Genomic DNA, 16,556 nt, shown 5'->3' with positions numbered 1-16,556 from the left:
CTCATTTGACTTGACACGCACCGCCGGTACCGCCACCCTGCTGATCCATCGCAGACAGCTCAACGAACTCCTTGCCAGGCCGGATTTGTGGCCCAAGGCGGTCGAAGAGATCCTGCGCTACCACCATAACGGCGTCCTCGGTCTGCCCCGCGTTGCCACCGAGGACATCACACTGCACGACGTGACCATCCGCAAAGGCGACGGCGTGTGCCTCCCCATGCTGGGAGCCACCTGGGATCCCGCGCACTACCGCAACCCACCCGCGTTCAACATCCACCGTCGCACGGACGGCACCGCCACCTTCGGCGCGGGACCGCACTTCTGCCTCGGCGCCTCACTGGCACGGATGTTTCTGCAGACCGCCTACCAGGCCCTGTTCACCCGCTTCCCGACGTTGTTCCTGGCCGTGGCCGAGGACGACATCCCTTGGGAAGCCGACTTGTTCTTCACGAAGCCCGCCGCCCTCCCCGTGGCCTGGGGATGACATACGTGCCGGGCCGCCCGTCATCCTTCACAGCCGCTTCGGAGCCGCCATGCCTGCCACGCCTCCCACGGCACCGCACGCGCTGCCACTGCTGGGGCACACCCTCGCACTATGGCGCGACCCATTAGGGTTCCTGGGCCGGCAGACCCGCCTGGGCAGCCTGGTCGAACTGCGCCTGGGAACGCAGTCCGCATACCTAGTGCAGCGCGTCGCAGGTCCTTTGCCGGTAGCTCGCGCCCAGGTTGGTGACGCTGTGTGAGCGATTGCCGTCCACGGGCCCGCTCGTCACAGGCCTCGGGCAATCCGGCCCCGGCCCGGCGCACGGTGGGCCCGGGGCTGTGTTGCGCCGCCATCGCCTGGCGCGGCTACTCGCGGATCGGTGTCAGCAGGCTGTGAGCGCGGTGGCCCAGATCCGCATCCGGAACGGCCGCGCCGTCGGCGTAGGTCCGGGTGCGTCCGCCTGCTGCGGCCGACAACCCGGAGCGCTCGGTGAGCCAGGCCGCGAGATCCGGGACGAGGCGCAGGACGACCAGCGCGAAGTCGCTGGTGTAGTAGTCCCGGATGTGCGCGGCGAGCAGGGCGATCCGGTGCGGGGAGCAGGCGTGGGCGAGTTCGGGGAATTCGCTGATGAACCAGCCGTCGGCCAGCTCCTGGTAGATGTCATCCTCGGTGGGAGGTTCCTCGCCCTCCTCCTGGAGCGGGAAATCGTCGGGGACCGCGTTGTGGCCGGGCCGGTGTTCGGCACGCCAGGCCGCGAACTCGGCGATCCACGCGTCCTTGCCGCCCGGCTGTGCCGCTGCGGGGGTGCCGGCGGTCGCGGTACTCGCGTCCAGGAAATCCGAGCGGCGGAGCTCTTGGGCCAGCCGACGGCAGCGGTGGAATTCCGCGTACTGCCCTTCCGACTCGCCCCCGGGGTGGAAGAAGCCTGCCAGGTCCGGGAGCAGTCTCGCGGCGAGGTGGGGGTCCGAGACGGGTTCGAGACGGCATCCGGACGTGGCATCCGGCCCGACCGCGGCCAGCCAGGATGCCAATGCCTGGTCGGCATCGGGGAAGTATCCGGCACCGACCGTCAGCGCGTCGCCGCCGCAGGCGTCGACGTCCCACAGGTACCACCGGTCCGGGCCATCGGCGGCGGCGAACGGCGCGGTGATGGCGAACCGGGTGCCGTAGACGTCCCGGCACCACAGGGCCGTGCCGGTCGGCACGTCGGCGATCGGGTCTTCCGGAAGCGAGGCGGTACGTTCCCGCAGATCCGTGACGGTCTTGACGGCGACTTGGGCTGCGGGGTGCGGGGTGATCCTGGCGAGGGCCAGCAGCAACCGCCACGTGCCGTTGCGTGATTGCGGCTCGTCGGCGGCCGTGACGGCCTGGAAGGCTGCTTGCACGGTGGCATCGGTCACGGCGTCGAGCAACTGGTCCGGGCTGTAGGTGTCGAGGATCTCGGCGGCCCCTGATTCCCGCCGCGCGTCGCTCGCCGCGTCCTGCCCGGAAAGCGTCTGGCCCAAGCGGCGGCACAACTCGTCCTCGGTCCAGGACGCCGAACCGTCCGCGGCGATCAGGCCCGCGACGATCGGTTCGGCGTCGCGGGCCGCGAGATCCATCCGCTGCCGGTCGAGCCGGCGACGGTACTCCCCGAAGTCGGCCGACTCCCCCCAAAGGCTTCGCGCCGACTGCCCCCACGGCGCTGTTTCCTGCCCGGCCTTGCGAGTGGCGGGATTCCCCGACTGCCTCGCCCTGGCGGCGGACCGTGACGGCTTCTTCTTGCGCGGCTTCGAGACTGGCATCCGACCATTGTATGAACGTGCCGCGGAGCACCACGGCCAGAATCCTGCGTTGTCCAGATAGACGACGCATACCACTGCCCGGCAGGTCACGGTCGCCGGATACCGGAGCGTTATGCGGCTTCTGTGAAGGTGTCGGGGGCGGGTTGGGGGTGGCGGTCGAGGTAGCGGGCGTGCTCGGCGTCGGCGTCGTAGCGCCACCGGTAGGGGCGAGCGGTGCGGTTGTAGCGGATGGTGTATGTGGTGATCTGGGCTTTGAGGTCGTCGCGGGAGGCGAAGTCGCCGCGTCGCAGCAGGCGGCGGGTCAGCGCGCTGAACCAGTGAGCGACTCTGTCGGGAATCTTGAGGACGGGCAGTAAACGATCGTGATGTTGCGTCAGGCTCGTTGGAACGTTCCGCCCACGTGCCCCAGGAGCCTGACATGTCCCTGCGCCCTCACCCCGGAGCCGAGATCCCGCCGCTGACTATGAGGGTCGCCCGAGCCAGCAACCCCCACGGCACCACCGCGATGTGGATCCGCGACCGCCTCGACGGCCTGTGGAACGACGAGGACTTCACCGCCTGGTACTCCCGTGACGGCCGCCCCGGGCTCTCGCCCGCACAACTGGCCACCGTCTGCGTGCTGCAGTACGCGATGAACCTGTCCGACCGCCAGGCTGCCGAGGCGGTGCGCTGCCGCATCGACTTCAAATACGCCCTCGGACTGGAACTGGAAGACCCCGGCTTCCATCACAGCGTCCTGTCCGACTTCCGCGACCGGCTCGCCGAAGGCGACCGCGCCGACCGGCTGCTGGGCCTCGCGCTCACCCGGATCCGGCAGGCCGGCCTGCTCAAGGGGCGCGGCAAGCAGCGCACCGACTCCACCTACGTCCTGTCCGCCGCACGGGAGCTGACCCGCCTGGAGCTGGTGACCGAGGCGGTCCGCGCCGTCCTGGAGAACGTGGCCCTTGACGCGCCGGAACTGCTCGATGAACTGGTCACCGCCGAGTGGGCCGAACGCTACGGTCGGCAGGTGCGCCTGTGCTCCCAGCCCAGCCACCCCGTCGCCCGGCTCGAGCAGGTGGGCACCGACGCCGGCGAACTGCTGCAGCGACTTGACGCCCGCTTCACCGCCGGCGCCGTCCCGGTGCAGGCCCAGGTGCTCCGAACGATCCTGGTCCAGCACTTCCTGCTGGACGGGCGCGGCCGGTTCCGGCCGCGCACCAAGCGCGACGGCCAGCCGCCTTCCCGGGTGCAGATCGAGTCGCCCTACGAGACCGAGGCCCGCTTCACGCGGCGCGGCGACACCCGCTGGACCGGCTACCTCACGCACGTGACCGAGACCTGCGACGAAGAGCGCGTCAACGTCATCACGGACGTGGCCACCGTCGTCTCCAGCGCGGATAGCCAGGCGCTGCCCGGCATCCATGCCCGCCTCAGGAGGCTTCGCCTGCTGCCCGGGCAGCACCTGGTCGACGGCGGCTACACCTCCGTCGCCGGCATGGACGCCGCCGCTCGTCTCCACCGCGTCACCCTGGTCGGACCGCTTCCCGCCAGCACCTCCCCGCAGCACCGGGCCAAGGACGGCTTCGGCCGGGAGAACTTCGTCATCGACTTTGACCAACGCGAAGTCACCTGCCCCAACGGGCAGGTCAGCGGCAACTGGCAGGACCTCCCGGTGGCAGAGCCGACCTCGGTGACGGTCCGGTTCGACGCCCGCCAGTGCGGCCGCTGCCCCGAGCAGACCGCGTGCACCCCGGGCCCGTTTCGCAGTCTGTACTTCCCGACCCGCCGCCTGCACGAACTCCAGGCCAAGAACCGCGCCGATCAACAGGATGCCGACTGGCGCAGGCTCTACGGACTGCGCTCCGGGGTCGAGGGCACCATCGAGGAGTTCGCGCACGGCCATCGAGGACGCCGGTGCCGCTACCGCGGCCTGGCCAAGACGCACGTCCAGCACGTCCTGACCGCACTCGCGATCAACGTCGAACGGCTGAGCCTCCAAGAGCCCGCCGACTCCACCCACCGGCCTCGCCCACCCACGGCATTCCAGCAGTACCTCGACGCACGCGGCCTGCCCCGACCCCTGTGGTGGCGGCAAGGCAAATGACCCCGGAACTCAAGATTCCCGACAGAGTCTGCCAACGGCAGGGGGCCAGATCGCGTTCGCTACATACAAAAGAGCTGGTCAAACCGACATTACGTCGCTTTGACCAGCTCTATTTGGTCGGTTGACCAAGGGGGTGGCTTCCAGGCCGCGGTCGGCGAGGATCCGCGCGAGGACGGGGAACGCGGTGATGGCGAGCGCGACGGCGACGAACAGGGTGAAGGGGAGCCGGCCCACGCCAGGCGGCGCCAGGTACGGGTACATAGCGGTGGCAAGCGTGCTGCCCAGGGCGAGGGGCAGCAGGAGGCCGCCCAGGCTGACCGAGAGGACGGAGCGGCGCGCGGTGCGTAGCGAGCGGAGGTCGAGTTCGAGGCCGATCAGGAACAGGAAGGCGAGCAGGGCGAGGTTGCCGAGAGCGGAGGTGATGGGGAGGACCGACGGTGGGAGGAGGTGCTGCTGGATGGCGGGGGCGAGCCAGCCGAGCAGGGAGGGGCCGAGCAGGATCCCGGCGAGGATCTCTCCGATGACGGGCGGCTGTCCGATGGTCCGAACGGCCCGGCCGGCGGCCTGGCAGGCGAGCACCACGACGGGGACGGCCACGAGCAGGGGCACCAGCCGGTCGGACACGGAGAGCTCCAGGGTTTCCGGGGGCATGGGCGCTCACCGGCTCGGCCACCGGCCGTGGGTGGCTTGCCGGTGCCGGGCGCGGGGACGGCCGGGTCAGGTGCGGATGAGCGGGAGGGTGGTGCAGCGCAGCGACCCAGGGACGCGGGTGGCTTCCGAGAACTCCAACGACAGCGCCTGGCTCACCAACGCGGATCAGCCGCTGACCGGGTACGAGCGGATCTTCGGCAGCGCCGCCACCCCGCGTTCGATGCGTACCCGGGGAGCGATCGAGGACGTGGCCGCCATGGCCGGCAGGGGCCGGCTGACGGTCGGTGACCTGCAGCGGCAGCAGTTCGCGAACCGGGCTCCGGCCGGCGACCTGGCCGCCTCCGACGCGGCGAAGGCGTGCACCGCCCTCGCGGCGGACCGTCCGGACCTGACGGAGGCGTGCGGGGTGCTGGGCCGGTGGGACAGGACGGTGGACACGGACAGCAGGGGCGCGCTGCTCTTCGACCGGTTCTGGCGCAAGCTGGTCGCGTCGGTGCCGGTGGCGGAGCTGTGGAAGGTGCCCTTCTCCCCCGCCGATCCGGTCCGTACGCCGAACACGCTCAACACGTCCGCGCCGGGCTTCGCCACGGCCCTCACCGGGGCGGTCGCGGAACTCCATGCGGCGGGCATCGCACTGGACGCGCCGCTGGGCAAGCACCAGTTCGTCGTACGGGGCGGCAAGCGCATTCCCGTCCACGGCGGCACGGAGTCACTCGGCATCTGGAACAAGATCGAGCCGGTATGGAACCCGGCGGGCGGCGGCTACACCGACGTGACGACCGGATCCAGCCACATCCAGGCGGTGGGCTGGGACGGCGGCCGGTGCCCGGTGGCGCGCACACTGCTCACGTACGCGCAGTCCTCGAACCCGTCGTCGCCGTACTACAGCGACCAGACCGAGCTGTACTCGGGCGAGCGCTGGGTGACGTCGAGGTTCTGCGAGAAGGACATCCGCAGGTCGCCGCAGCTGCGGGTGCGCTGGGTGCGTGAGCGGTGATTCCGGCCGGCTGATGTGCGCCTGACGAGGGAGCCGCACCTGCTCGGATGCTCGCCGACAGCATCCTGCTCGGTGGGGCGCCCTCGTCAGCCGGACGCGAGCAGGGACTCGATCAGGGCGTCGACGGCGAGGTGCTGCGCCTCCTGGGCCACCGCACGGCGGCGTAGGCCTGGGACAGGAAGCGTCTCAGCCCGCGGCGGTCGAGTTCCACTTCCGCCGACCCGTCCGGCGCCGTGAGGCCGACCGTGACCCATCGCTCGTCGTGCGGCCGCACCTGCACGTCGCCCACCCCTGCCCGGGTGTGCAACCCAGCCTCCAGCAGGCTCCGCGCGAACGTCCAGGTCGCCTCGACTTCATTGCTCGACGCGCCGGCCGGGAAGGTCAGGTGCACGGCGATCGGGTCGTCGCACCGGTAGGTCAGTGAGACGGTGACGTCGTGACGGATGTCGGTGCAGGCCGCGCGGAGCCGGGCCCCGACCAAGTGAGTCATGCTGGCGAGCAAGGAACTGCCTTCCCCTGATGTCTGATACGGGTGCCGACGTGCACCGCTGTGTGCACAGACACCCGCGGGAAGCGGTCCTCACGCGGTGCGCCGCGCTGTCACCTGTGTGAGTGACGCGAGGCCTGTCGGGACGCGTCAGCGGGTGCGGCCGGTTCGATGACCGCGTACCCGGAACCGGACGCTCAACGCGAGCCGTTCGCTGTGCGCCGCGATTCTGGCGGCCCGCAGCTGGTCACCGGCGAGCCGTTCCAGTACGGCTGCGGGTGCGGTGCCCGGCTCAAGGAGTACGGCCATGGTGAGCCGGGGGCGGCGCGACCGCCCGACGAGGCGTACGCGGGCCCTGGCGACTCCGGGAACCGTCTCCGCCTCCGCGCGCACCGCCCGCACCAGCGCACGGCTGCGCAGGTGCAGGGCGGGGCGGGAGAGGCCGAGGCGGCGGGGCCCCCGGGCCGGGGCCTGCGCCCGCAGCCACCACAGCGAGAGGGCCGTGGCCACGCCCGCCGCCGCCACGGCGAGGGACGAACTCCAGTCGGGGACGGGTGGTCGGTGGCCTTCGCCGGGCAGGGGCCACCAGGAGGGTACGGCGATGGCCACGCCGGTGACGGCGGACCAGATTCCGGCGGCCAGCATGGCCAGGCCGAGGACGGCCAGCAGGGTGCGGTTGAGGCTGTCACGCACCGGTCTCGTGCGGCCCACTGCTCTCACGGGGTCCACCCCTCTCCTGATCGCGCTGCGACTCGTGCTGCGACTCGTCCTGCGATTCGTCCTCCTGCTGTGCGCCGCCCGTGGTGTGCGGGGGGCGCCAGTTCGCGTCCCGCACTGCCTTGATCCGCAGCCGCTTCGGCTGGGCGGTGCCGAGGGCGAGTGCTGTTGCCCCGACCCGCTCGGAGACGGCCGTGCGTACGGCGCCGGGGTCCCCGAAGGCAACCGTGACGCGCACCCGAACCCGGCGTGAGCGGCGCAGCCGGACGCGGGCCGCTGTGACGCCGGGTACGTCGAGTGCGGCGTCCCGCAGCAGCGCCCGGGCACTCCCCCGGGCCAGGGCCGCCCGTACGCCGTCATCCGGAGCGGCCATGGGCAGTCGGCGGGCGCCCGGGGTGAGCGCGAGCACGATCAGCCACGCCCCCAGGAGCGCCGCACCCACCCCGGAGACCGTCAGCCACGGGCCGGTGATCGCGGCGTCCGCCAGGCGGTCCAGGGCGGCGTCCTGAGCGCGGGCGGCCGTCCGGCCCCCGGCGGCCACGATGTCGTACAGCAGGGCTACGCCCGCCGTGGCCGCAACCAGGGCCGCCAGTGCGGCGGGCAGCCGTCTGGCCGACCACGACCGCCGTCGCGCACCCCGGGGAATCTCGGCGGAGGTGTCCGCCCCGGTGTCCCCGGGTGCTGTCAGGGCCTGCGGCGCAGGCTTCTGCCGGAAGGGCGCCGGGCCGGGCCGCAGGCCGCTCACAGTGACATCGGCCGTATGCACGTTCAGCCCGGTCAGCTCGGCGGTACGGGCGGTCACATGGTCCTGCACCCGCCCGCCGAGCCCGGCGGAGTCCGCCGGATAGCGCAGCCCGATGCCGACGCGGACCCGCGCGGAGCCGCCCCGCCGGATCACACCGGCGTCCTCGGTACGCCCGCCCTGCCCCATGCATTCCTCGGCGGCGCGCGAGACGATCCGGCGCACCGCCCTGTCGGCGATCACCGTCGTACCGCGGTCCGCGGCCTCTTCGCCGGGCTCTGCCCGCACCATCACCGTCTCCGCTCTGCCAGGTCGTCCAGGAACCGGCGCAGATCCGCACCGTCCGCTCCTGCGCCGAGGGCCCGGCCGACCGCGAATCCCGCGCCGCCGAGCGCCCCGACCAGCAGGAACGCCCCGAATCCGCCGAACCAGGCGGCGAAGGCGAGCGCCATTCCCACCAGCAGGCCCGTCTGCGCCGCGCTCATCGGGCCGAGCCCCTCCCGTTCCGAGCCCCTCATTCCACGCGGGATTCGGCGCCGGCACCCTGGTCGTCGGACTCCTCCGGCAGGTGTACGTCGTCCACAGAGATGTTCACCTCGACGACCTCCAGCCCCGCGGTCCGTTCCACGGCGGAGATCACGTTCTCGCGCACGTCGCGGGCCACGTCCATGATCGGTACGCCGTACTCGACGACCAGGTCGATGTCGATGGCTGCCTGGCGCTCGCCGACCTCCACCTTGACCCCGCGCCCCACGTTGGGGCGGCCGCCGGGGACCCGGTCGCGCACGGCGCCGAAGGTGCGGGACAGGCCGCCGCCCATGTCGTGGACGCCCGGCACCTCGCGGGCCGCCATGCCGGCGATCTTCACGACCACGACGTCGGCGATCGACGTCTTGCCGCGGGTCTCGGCGGGCTCGGTCGCCCCGGTCGCCCCGGTCCCCACGGTGGTGGAGTGCTGCTGGTCCGCGCCCTTGCGAGCTGTGGAGGCACTCGGCGAAGCGGCGGTGACGGTGTTCGTGGTCATCAGATGTCCCTTCGGGTTCTTGAGTTGTGGGCATGTGTTGCTCTGTCACTTCGTTGGACACACGAGCGGACGACGTGTCACGCGGATCCCGGTTTTCTTTTTCGCGGGATCCGTCCCGGCGGGGCGCGTGACACATGGGCCGCCGTTGTGTCGAAGTAACGATGTGCAGACGTCAGGCAGGAACGGAAGGAGCCGCCGAGTGCCCGGGGCCGGGGATGAACCACCGCAGCGCGCCCATGACCTGTCGGTGCCCGACGAGGACGACGCGCTGCTGGCCGTGCGGGCGCGCGAGGGCGACGAGCAGGCGTTCGAGGTCCTCGTACGCCGTCATGGGCCGGTGCTGCTGCAACTCGGTGTCCGGATGCTCGGTGACAGGACCGAGGCGGAGGACGCCGTGCAGGACGCCTTCGTCAGCGCGTGGCGCAGACTGCCGGAGTACCGGGGGGAGGCCGCGTTCCGTACCTGGATGTACCGGATCGTCACCAACCGGTGCCTCAATCTGATGCGTTCGCGCAGACCGGTGACCGACCTGGACGCCGTACCCGAACCGGCCACGCCCGAACACACCGGCTCACCCGCGCGGGCCGCCGAGGCGGGGGCCGCGCTACAGGAACTGTCGCTGGCCCTGGCCCAGTTGTCGCCGGAGCAGCGGGCCTGCTGGGTACTGCGGGAAATGCACGGACTGCCGTACGAGGAGATCGCGGACGCCGTCGGGATCAGCCACCAGGCGGTCCGGGGCCGGATCTTCAGGGCGCGGCGTTCCCTGATGGAGGTGATGAGCGCATGGCGCTGAACGCGCAACCGGCGGACGATCCGACGGACGACGAACTGCTGCCGTGCGGACGCTCCCTGGCCGATGTCTGGGACGCCCGTCTCGCCGAGGACCACCGGGCCGACTGCCCGCACTGCGCTGCCGCGCTGGAAGAACTGCGGGTGCTGGACGACTTCGTGAGCCGCGCCTGCGGCTCGGAGACGGAGGCGGGGCCGGCGGACGCCGAGGCGCTGACGGCGCGGGTGATGGACATCGTGCGCCTGGAACTGCGGCCGGGCCGTTCGCTGCCGCTGGGCGAACCGGACGAGGACAGCTGGGTGTTCGAGTCGGCGGCGGCCAGAGCGCTGCGGGCGGCCTCCGACGCGCTGCCCGGCGTACGAACGGGAAGCTGCCGCATCGCGCCCGACGGCCAGACGACGCGGGTCGAGATCGAGGTGGCCGTGGCTTGGTCGTGGAAGGTGCCGGAAGTGTCCGAGGCGGTACGCACACGGGTCGCGGCGGCGGCGAAGGAGGCGCTCGGCATGGCGGTGCACAGCGTCGACGTAAGGGTGATCGACATTCTCGACGAGCGGGAGGGGAGCGGGCGATGACGGCGAAGACGGGGCGGACCGGCAGGGCCCAGCTGGAGGGCGCTGCCGCGGCCGCGGCCCTGGCGGTGCCCGGCGTGGCGTACTTGCGCCCCGGGCTCGCGGATGTGCTGCGCGGCGCGGCGGCGCAGCGGCTCGGCGGAGCGGAGTCGGGAGCCGGGGCGGGGGCGGGCGCGGGGTCCCGGTCGGGCTCGGGGTCCGGCGGTGTGCGGGCCAGGGTCGCGGAGGGGGCCGGGGCGGCGTGGCTGATCAAGGTGCAGCTCGCGGTGGTGCGGGGACACCGGGCGCTGGATGTGACGCGCGCGGTCCGCACGGCGGTCGAAGCCGCGGCGGTGACGGTGACGGGGGGCGGGGCGCCCCGGGCTGTCGCGGTGAGGGTGACGGTGACGGGCATCGTCTGAGCCGACTCCGTCGTATGGCATCAGTTCGCGGGGCACGGTTGACAGCCCTCGCGGCCTGCAAGAAAGTTTCACCTGCCGAACTCGTGGCGGAAGTTACTTTCACCGAGGTGCTAGGGGTGGCTCGTGACGGAAGGTCAGACGGACAGAGGAATCAGCCGGCGCAGGCTGGGCGGCGGCATCATGGCGCTGGGCGGCGCCCTGGTGCTGGCGCCGTTGGCCGCCGGGCGGGCTTCGGCCGCTTCGGAGGCAGCGGCTCGCGGGTCTGCGGCGGCGGACGGTCCCGGCGGTGGGCGCAGGACGCTGCGGCGCGGGTCACCGGAGCGTGCCGGGCTGCTGCGCGGCCCCCTGGAGCGGCTCGTCACGGACGCGGAGCGCTATCTCGGCCCGTCCCCCAAGCACCCCTGGTACGCGGGCGCGGTCCTGCTCGCCGGGCGGGGCGGCACGGTGGCGCTGCACCGGGCGATCGGCTCCGCGGTGCGCTATTCGGCGTACGACGAGAAGACCGACAGGGCCGTCGAGTTCCCGCCGGAGCAGCAGATCGCGATGGCCGAGGACACGGTCTTCGACCTGGCGTCGGTCTCGAAGCTCTTCACGTCCATGCTCGCCGTGCAGCAGATCGAGCGGGGCGCGCTGGAGCTGGAGGGCAGGGTCGCCGCGTATCTCCCGGACTTCGCGGGCGGCGGGAAGCAGGACGTCACGGTGCGTCAGCTGCTCACCCATACGTCGGGGTTCCGCTCCTGGATTCCGCTCTTCAAGGAGCCCACCTGGGAGGGGAAGCTGCGGCTTCTGTGGAATGAGAAGCCAGCGAGCGCGCCCGGCACCAAGTACCTCTACTCGGACCTCAATCTGATCTCCCTCCAGCTGCTGCTCGAAGAGATCACCGGTCGCACCTTGGACGCCCTGCTCCACGACGAGATCACCGCGCCGCTCGGCATGCACCGCACCCGCTTCAATCCGCCCGCCGACTGGAAGGCGAAGACGGCCGCCACCGAGGACGCCCGGCTGCCGTGGTCCGGGCTCGAACGGGGCCTGGTGTGGGGCGAGGTCCACGACGAGAACGCGTACAGCTTCGGCGGGGTAGCGGGCCACGCCGGGGTGTTCTCCAACGCCTGGGACCTCGCCGTCCTCGCCCGCACCCTGCTCAACGGCGGGGCGTACGGCCGGGCGCGCATCATGGAACCCGAGTCGGTGGAGCTGATGTTCACCGACTTCAACACGGCCTTTCCCGGCGACGAGCACGGGCTCGGCTTCGAGCTCTACCAGCACTGGTACATGGGCGCGATGGCAACGCCGCAAACCGCGGGTCACACCGGGTTCACCGGCACCAGCCTGGTGCTGGACCCGTCCACCGACTCGTTCCTGGTCGTCCTCGGCAACTCGGTCCATCCGGTGCGCAGCTGGCGCTCGGGCAGCGCCCCGCGCGTGGCGGCGGCCAACAACATGGCGCGGGCCGTTCCCGTGCGCCCCACCCACGGCCGTACCGCCTGGTTCTCCGGTATGGCGTCGGCCACCACGGCCACCCTCACGCTGCCCGCCCTCACCCCCACCGCCGAACCTGCCGGGCTGCACTGCTCGCTGTGGTGGGACACCGAGCCCTCGGCCGACCGGCTGTTCCTGGAGGCGTCGGCGGACGCGGGAGCCACCTGGTATCCGGTGCCGTTCACGACCCTGCGCAAGGGGCAGGAGCCGCAGGAGCACCCGGCGGGCGCCGTCACCGGGTGGTCGGGGCGTGTGTGGCACCGGCTGTCCGCCGACCTGGGGGCGTGGCGGGAGCGCGAGGTGCGGCTGCGTTGGCGGTACGCGACGGACACCCTGTATGTCGGGCGTGGGGCGTACGTCCACGGACTGCGGGTCGACGACGGCCGCCGCACCCTCTTCGACGAGGCCAGGCCCGCGGACGCCGCCCGCATCGAGGCCCAGGGCTGGGTCGCGTCCGAGGACTGATCGCGGGGCCGGGGTCAGCGGCCCAGGACCGCCATCGCCGCGTTGTGGCCCGCGACGCCGCTGACTCCGCCGCCTCGGACGGCTCCCGCGCCGCAGAGCAGCACACGGGCGTGCCCCGTCCCCACGCCCCACCGCCCGGCAGGGCCGGCCTCGGAGGGCTCGGAGGGCTCGGAGGGCTCGGAGGGCTCGGAGGCGTACGGGAAGGACAGTGCGCGGTGGAAGATGTTGCCCCCGGGCAGCCGCAGTTCCTCTTCGAGGTCGAGCGGGGTCTTCGCCTCAATGCAGGGGCGGCCCTGCGCGTCAAGGGCGAGACAGTCGGCGAGGGGCTCTTCGAGGTAGGTGTCGAGCTGGGCCAGGGTCGCCGCGAGCAGAGCTGTGCGCGCGCCCTCGTTGTCGTGGGCGAAGAGACGCGCAGGGGTGTGCAGGCCGAACAGGGTGAGGGTCTGGAAGCCCTGGGCGGCGAGCTCAGGACCGAGGATCGAGGGGTCGGTCAGGGAGTGGCAGTAGAGCTCTGACGGCGGTGAGCTCGGCAACTGCCCTGCGGCTGCTTCGCCGTAGGCGGTGGCCAACTGTGCGTACCCCTCTGCCACATGGAACGTTCCCGAGAACGCGTCGCTGGCGTCCACGGATCGGTCGCGCAGGCGGGGCAGCCGACTCAGCAGCATGTTGACTTTCAACTGTGCCCCTTCGGCCGCCTCGCGGGGCGCTTCACCGAGGAGCGCGGCCAGCGCCTCGGGGGACGCGTTCACGAGAACGTCACGAGCGGCAACCGTGCCCTCACCCGTCCCGCTGCGGAACGACACTTCGGCGTGGCTGCCGTCCGCGTCGATACGGGTCGCCTCGTGGCCGGTGACGATTTCCGCGCCGGCCGACCGCGCCGCACCGGCCAGGGCGTCGGTGAGCGCCCCCATGCCGCCGACCGGCACGTCCCAGTCGCCCGTGCCGCCCCCGATCACGTGGTAGAGGAAGCAGCGGTTCTGGAGCAGCGTGGGGTCGTGGGCGTCGGCGAACGTGCCGATCAGACCGTCGGTGAGGACCACTCCGCGCACCAGGTCGTCGGCGAAGTGCTTCTCGATCGCCACGCCGAGCGGCTCCTCGAAGAGCATCCGCCAGGCCGCTTCGTCACCGATCCGTGCCCGCAGGGACTCGCGGGTGGGCAGCGGCTCGGTGAGCGTCGGGAACACACGCTGCGCTACGGTGCGCATCACACCGTAGAACGCCTGCCAGGAGGTGAACTCCCGGTCGCTTCCCGTGAGCCGCGCGAACGATTCCCGGGTACGGTCCGTTCCGCCGCCGACGAGCAGCCCGCCACGCTCGCCCGGGGTATACGAGGAGACCGTGCGCTTGCGTACGGCGAAGTTCAGTCCCAGGTCTCGGACGATCTTCCGGGGCAGGAGTGACACCAGGTACGAGTAGCGCGAGAGCCGCGCGTCGACTCCGGGGAACGGGCGGGTGGACACGGCCGCGCCTCCGGTGCGCTCCAGCCGTTCCAGTACGAGCACGGAGCGTCCCGCGCGGGCCAGGTAGGCGGCGGCGACGAGGCCGTTGTGGCCGCCGCCGACGATCACGGCGTCATAGCTGTCCTGCGCGGGCATGGCTTCGCGCTCCTGTCGGTCGGCTCAGTGGTCCGATGCTGCACGCCGGCGGCGCAGTGCCGCAATTCGCCGGTGCACTCCGGCGGCCTGCGCGCCGTGCCCCAGCTGTTCCAGACAGTGGGCCTCGTCGCCCCGGCTGGCGAGGGATTCGGGGTGGTCCTCGCCGAGCACCCGTTCGCGGGCGTCGGCGACCTGCCGGTAGACGGTGAGCGCGTCCGGCCAGTTGCCGAGCCGACCGAGGCCGACGGCGACCTCGCGGCGGCTGACGAGCGTGTCGGGGTGCTCGGGGCCCAGCACGCGTTCGCGGACGGCCGCCACGTCACGGGCCTCGGCCAGGGCCTCCTCCCAGCGGGCGAGCCGCCCGAGGTTGACGCCGAGGCCGTGCCGCGCGCGCAGCGTCTCGGGGTCGGTGGGGCCGTGCACCCGGGTCCGGTCGTCGACGAGAGCCCGGTAGAGCTCCAGTGCCTCGGCGCTGCTGCCGAGCCGCCCGAGGCTGATGCCGACCTCGTAGCGGGCGGCCAGGGTGTCCGGGTGGTCGGCGCCGAGCGCCTGCGCGCGGGACCGGGCGACGTCGCGGTACGTCTGGAGTGCCTCCGCCCAGCGGCCCAGCTGACCGAGTGCGTACGCCACTTCGTAACGGGTCACGAGTGTGTCGGGATGCGCCGCGCCGAGCACCCTGCTGCGTGCCTCGGCGACGTCGTGCGCCATGCGGTGGGAGTCCTCGAGCCGTCCCAGCCTGCTCAGGTTGAACGCCAGGTTGTGCCGGCAGCGCAGCGTGTCGGGGTGCTCGGCCCCCATGGTGCGTTCCCGGGAGGCGAGCACGGCGGCGTACACCTGGTGTGCGTCGAGGTGCCGGCCGAGCTGCCCGAGCACGTACGCGGTCTCCTGGCGTGCGGCGAGCGTCTCGGGGTGGTCGGCGCCCATGGTGCGCTCCCGCCCGTCCGCCACCACCCCGAATTCGCGCAGGGCGTCGGCGGGGCGTCCGGTCCTGCTGAGGGTGAAACCGACCTCGTAGCGGCTGGCGAGGGTGTCGGGATGGTCGGGACCCAGGACGTGTTCGCGTTCGGCAGCGACCGCGCGGTGCACCTCGCCCGCTTCGTTCCAGCGGCCCAGGCGTCCCAGGCTGAGGCCCGCTTTGTGCCTGCTGGTGAGCGCGGCCGGCACCTCGGGCGGGGGTGTGTCGCGCTCCGGGCGCGGCGCTGCCGGCAGTGCGGCGACGGCGCGCATGCCGACGCCGGTGGTCCACTCCCCCGTGAGGCCCGCCGAGTGGTCGGGCGGTGTGGACGGGAGCGCCCGGGTACCGCTCGCCTTGTGGCCGGTTGTCATGCCGCGGGTCCAGGAAGGCAGTCGCGGGGAGCGCGCGGGGAAAGCCGCGCCGCCGGCGGAGACGGCGAACGGGCCGGCGGAGTGTGCGGAGGTCAGCCGCCGTGCCAGGTCCTTGGCGTCGGCCGGCCGGTCGTCGGGCTCCTTGGCCAGCAGGTCGAGGACGACACGGTCGAAGAAATCCGGTATCTCCGGCCGGTGGGTGCGCGGAGGCTCGGGCACGGTGTCGCGGTGGCCGACGAGGACCGCCCAGGTGTCGTCGTGGTCGAAGGGGGGTACGCCGGTGGCGATCTCGTACAGCACACACCCCAGCGAGTAGAGGTCGCTGCGATGGTCGACGTGCACTCCGCCGATCTGCTCGGGCGACATGTAGTGCGGGGTGCCCATGGCGATGCCGGTGCCGGTGAGCCGCGACGTGACGCCGATGTCGTCGCCCAGGCGCGCTATGCCGAAGTCGCAGATCTTCACCGTGCCGTCGGTGAGCCGCATGATGTTGGCGGGTTTCAGGTCGCGGTGGACGATCCCTTGTTCGTGCGTGTAGGCGAGGGCCCAGGCGACCTGCTCGGCGATGTCGACGATATCGCCGACGGCCAGCGGGTGCGCCGCGTTGTCGTCCAGGAGCTGGCTGAGGTTGCGCCCTTCGAGCAGCTCCATCACGAGGAAGAGCACACCCTCGTGTTCACCGAAGTCGTGGACGACGGTGACGCCGCGGTGTTGCAGCGCGGCGGCGACGCGCGCCTCTCTGCGGAAGCGTTCACGCAGTACCGAAGTGAACGTCTCGTCGTGCTGCGGCCCCATCGGCTTGAGGCATTTGACGGCGACGCGGCGGCCCAGCGACTCGTCGCGGGCCTGCCACACCTCGCCCATGCCCCCGCGCCCGATCACATCGAGCAGCCGGTACCGGCCCTGGATCAGCCTGGTCTCCGCCGCCATCTCGTCCTGTCGCCCCCGTCGATCCACTG

15 protein-coding genes and 1 pseudogene are annotated in these 16,556 nt (G+C 72.0%); 7 read left to right on the top strand and 9 right to left on the bottom strand.

Annotated elements, in window-relative coordinates; all coding sequences use genetic code 11:
* Window positions 1–10: 10 nt before the first annotated feature.
* Window positions 11–484 carry a cytochrome P450 gene (locus ACU6WZ_RS27920; RefSeq protein WP_447030942.1) on the top strand — a complete coding sequence of 158 codons (474 nt, stop codon included), beginning with the start codon at window positions 11–13 and terminating at the stop codon, window positions 482–484.
* Window positions 485–849: 365 nt separating this feature from the next.
* Here ACU6WZ_RS27920 and ACU6WZ_RS27915 read toward each other — a convergent pair whose 3' ends face one another.
* Window positions 850–2,268, bottom strand: a complete 1,419-nt coding sequence (locus ACU6WZ_RS27915) for a hypothetical protein (RefSeq protein ID WP_447030941.1) — start codon at window positions 2,266–2,268, stop codon at window positions 850–852.
* Between the two features lie 418 nt (window positions 2,269–2,686).
* Between ACU6WZ_RS27915 and ACU6WZ_RS27910 the strand changes: the two genes are divergently transcribed.
* Window positions 2,687–4,354 carry an IS1182 family transposase gene (locus ACU6WZ_RS27910; RefSeq protein WP_447030939.1) on the top strand — a complete coding sequence of 556 codons (1,668 nt, stop codon included), beginning with the start codon at window positions 2,687–2,689 and terminating at the stop codon, window positions 4,352–4,354.
* Between the two features lie 78 nt (window positions 4,355–4,432).
* Here the strand turns inward: ACU6WZ_RS27910 and ACU6WZ_RS27905 are convergent, their stop codons facing one another.
* Window positions 4,433–5,005 carry a cation:proton antiporter domain-containing protein gene (locus ACU6WZ_RS27905; RefSeq protein WP_447030937.1) on the bottom strand — a complete coding sequence of 191 codons (573 nt, stop codon included), beginning with the start codon at window positions 5,003–5,005 and terminating at the stop codon, window positions 4,433–4,435.
* A 127-nt stretch (window positions 5,006–5,132) separates the two neighbouring features.
* Between ACU6WZ_RS27905 and ACU6WZ_RS27900 the strand changes: the two are divergent.
* Window positions 5,133–6,002, top strand: a pseudogene (locus ACU6WZ_RS27900) (penicillin acylase family protein); the annotation flags it as partial.
* Between the two features lie 112 nt (window positions 6,003–6,114).
* Here ACU6WZ_RS27900 and ACU6WZ_RS27895 read toward each other — a convergent pair.
* From ACU6WZ_RS27895 to ACU6WZ_RS27875, 5 genes are all read right to left on the bottom strand, one after another.
* Window positions 6,115–6,492, bottom strand: a complete 378-nt coding sequence (locus tag ACU6WZ_RS27895) for an SsgA family sporulation/cell division regulator (protein ID WP_447030936.1) — start codon at window positions 6,490–6,492, stop codon at window positions 6,115–6,117.
* Window positions 6,493–6,639: 147 nt separating this feature from the next.
* Window positions 6,640–7,182: a hypothetical protein gene (locus ACU6WZ_RS27890; protein WP_447030935.1), complete on the bottom strand. Its 543-nt coding sequence runs from the start codon at window positions 7,180–7,182 to the stop codon at window positions 6,640–6,642.
* On the bottom strand, window positions 7,175–8,239 hold the full coding sequence (locus tag ACU6WZ_RS27885; RefSeq protein ID WP_447030934.1) for a DUF6286 domain-containing Asp23/Gls24 family envelope stress response protein: 1,065 nt from the start codon (window positions 8,237–8,239) through the stop codon (window positions 7,175–7,177). Before ACU6WZ_RS27885 ends, ACU6WZ_RS27890 begins: the two co-directional genes overlap by 8 nt.
* Entirely contained in the window at window positions 8,239–8,433 is a 195-nt protein-coding gene (locus ACU6WZ_RS27880) for a hypothetical protein (protein ID WP_447030933.1), read from the bottom strand. Before ACU6WZ_RS27880 ends, ACU6WZ_RS27885 begins: the two co-directional genes overlap by 1 nt.
* A 29-nt stretch (window positions 8,434–8,462) precedes the next feature.
* Window positions 8,463–8,972, bottom strand: coding sequence for an Asp23/Gls24 family envelope stress response protein (locus ACU6WZ_RS27875; protein ID WP_447030932.1), 510 nt, complete (start codon window positions 8,970–8,972; stop codon window positions 8,463–8,465).
* 247 nt (window positions 8,973–9,219) lie between these two features.
* Here ACU6WZ_RS27875 and ACU6WZ_RS27870 point away from each other — a divergent pair, with 247 nt between their 5' ends.
* The 4 genes from ACU6WZ_RS27870 (at window position 9,220) to ACU6WZ_RS27855 (ending at window position 12,676) form a co-directional block, all read left to right on the top strand.
* Complete coding sequence (locus tag ACU6WZ_RS27870) at window positions 9,220–9,765, top strand: RNA polymerase sigma factor (protein ID WP_447034293.1); 546 nt, start codon at window positions 9,220–9,222, stop codon at window positions 9,763–9,765.
* Window positions 9,756–10,334 carry an Asp23/Gls24 family envelope stress response protein gene (locus ACU6WZ_RS27865; RefSeq protein WP_447030931.1) on the top strand — a complete coding sequence of 193 codons (579 nt, stop codon included), beginning with the start codon at window positions 9,756–9,758 and terminating at the stop codon, window positions 10,332–10,334. Before ACU6WZ_RS27870 ends, ACU6WZ_RS27865 begins: the two co-directional genes overlap by 10 nt.
* Window positions 10,331–10,732, top strand: coding sequence for an Asp23/Gls24 family envelope stress response protein (locus ACU6WZ_RS27860; RefSeq protein ID WP_447030930.1), 402 nt, complete (start codon window positions 10,331–10,333; stop codon window positions 10,730–10,732). Before ACU6WZ_RS27865 ends, ACU6WZ_RS27860 begins: the two co-directional genes overlap by 4 nt.
* Window positions 10,733–10,912: 180 nt before the next feature.
* Entirely contained in the window at window positions 10,913–12,676 is a 1,764-nt protein-coding gene (locus ACU6WZ_RS27855) for a serine hydrolase domain-containing protein (protein WP_447034291.1), read from the top strand.
* Window positions 12,677–12,690: 14 nt separating this feature from the next.
* Here the strand turns inward: ACU6WZ_RS27855 and ACU6WZ_RS27850 are convergent, their stop codons facing one another.
* Together ACU6WZ_RS27850 and ACU6WZ_RS27845 are read right to left on the bottom strand one after the other, a co-directional pair.
* Window positions 12,691–14,271, bottom strand: a complete 1,581-nt coding sequence (locus tag ACU6WZ_RS27850; RefSeq protein WP_447030929.1) for a phytoene desaturase family protein — start codon at window positions 14,269–14,271, stop codon at window positions 12,691–12,693.
* Between the two features lie 24 nt (window positions 14,272–14,295).
* A complete protein-coding gene (locus tag ACU6WZ_RS27845; protein WP_447034290.1) occupies window positions 14,296–16,527 on the bottom strand; it encodes a serine/threonine-protein kinase in 2,232 nt (743 codons plus the stop codon).
* Window positions 16,528–16,556: the final 29 nt, after the last annotated feature.

This window comes from Streptomyces hypolithicus, assembly GCF_052934925.1.
This window is presented reverse-complemented; position numbering and strand designations above follow the sequence as displayed.

Bases quoted from the DNA above. Each gene is read 5' to 3' on its own strand.
- ACU6WZ_RS27915 (WP_447030941.1), bottom strand. From the start codon at position 2,268: ATGCCAGTCTCGAAGCCGCGCAAGAAGAAGCCGTCACGGTCCGCCGCC.
- ACU6WZ_RS27910 (WP_447030939.1), top strand. From the start codon at position 2,687: ATGTCCCTGCGCCCTCACCCCGGAGCCGAGATCCCGCCGCTGACTATG.
- ACU6WZ_RS27905 (WP_447030937.1), bottom strand. From the start codon at position 5,005: ATGCCCCCGGAAACCCTGGAGCTCTCCGTGTCCGACCGGCTGGTGCCC.
- ACU6WZ_RS27895 (WP_447030936.1), bottom strand. From the start codon at position 6,492: ATGACTCACTTGGTCGGGGCCCGGCTCCGCGCGGCCTGCACCGACATC.
- ACU6WZ_RS27885 (WP_447030934.1), bottom strand. From the start codon at position 8,239: ATGGTGCGGGCAGAGCCCGGCGAAGAGGCCGCGGACCGCGGTACGACG.
- ACU6WZ_RS27880 (WP_447030933.1), bottom strand. From the start codon at position 8,433: ATGAGCGCGGCGCAGACGGGCCTGCTGGTGGGAATGGCGCTCGCCTTC.
- ACU6WZ_RS27875 (WP_447030932.1), bottom strand. From the start codon at position 8,972: ATGACCACGAACACCGTCACCGCCGCTTCGCCGAGTGCCTCCACAGCT.
- ACU6WZ_RS27865 (WP_447030931.1), top strand. From the start codon at position 9,756: ATGGCGCTGAACGCGCAACCGGCGGACGATCCGACGGACGACGAACTG.
- ACU6WZ_RS27860 (WP_447030930.1), top strand. From the start codon at position 10,331: ATGACGGCGAAGACGGGGCGGACCGGCAGGGCCCAGCTGGAGGGCGCT.
- ACU6WZ_RS27855 (WP_447034291.1), top strand. From the start codon at position 10,913: ATGGCGCTGGGCGGCGCCCTGGTGCTGGCGCCGTTGGCCGCCGGGCGG.
- ACU6WZ_RS27850 (WP_447030929.1), bottom strand. From the start codon at position 14,271: ATGCCCGCGCAGGACAGCTATGACGCCGTGATCGTCGGCGGCGGCCAC.
- ACU6WZ_RS27845 (WP_447034290.1), bottom strand. From the start codon at position 16,527: ATGGCGGCGGAGACCAGGCTGATCCAGGGCCGGTACCGGCTGCTCGAT.